This window comes from Virgibacillus carmonensis, assembly GCF_057836705.1.
Map to the genome: position 1 here is coordinate 1 of NZ_JBYQFJ010000278.1, position 594 is coordinate 594.

General features: G+C 43.9%; 1 protein-coding gene. It reads left to right on the forward strand.

The features are described 5' to 3' along the window. Nucleotides 1–594 (forward strand): beta-N-acetylglucosaminidase domain-containing protein (locus AC3G7N_RS21860; RefSeq protein WP_489424226.1); only part of this gene is annotated, 594 nt, incomplete at both ends.

Below are 594 nucleotides of genomic sequence, written 5' to 3' on the forward strand. Positions count from 1 at the left end.
TTCCATTGACTCCTGTTGTTGGGATTGTTGTTGGCGAGAATACGGATGAAGCAGCTATCCGTGAAGTTACACAGATACTTGAAGATGCGGACGTAAAACGGATTGTCCGGAAAAATGCTGGGGAATCAGCACCGCATACACCTGTTACCATTTGGATTGGAGGTTCTTCGGAAAATCAAGACTCTCTGGATGTATTACAACAACTAGGTATAGATGGACCTGGGGAACTGAAAGCGGAGGGGTATGTTCTGGCCTCAAGCCGGAATAAAAAAATCGTTCTTGCTGGTAAAGATAAGGATGGTACTTTCTATGCTGCCAAAACGTTCGGGCAGATGATTCAGGAAAGACAAGGGCGTGACTGGATTCCATCCGTTGAAATTCGGGATTGGCCAGAGATGCCATTACGTGGATCAATCGAAGGATTTTACGGTCCACCATGGTCCCATGAGGATCGGCTAAGTCAGCTTGAGTTTTATGGTGACAATAAAATGAATGCTTATATTTACGCACCGAAAGATGATCCTTATCACCGTAAGCAATGGCGCGAACCTTATCCGGAAAAAGAGCTTAACAAAATTAAAGAACTAATTGATA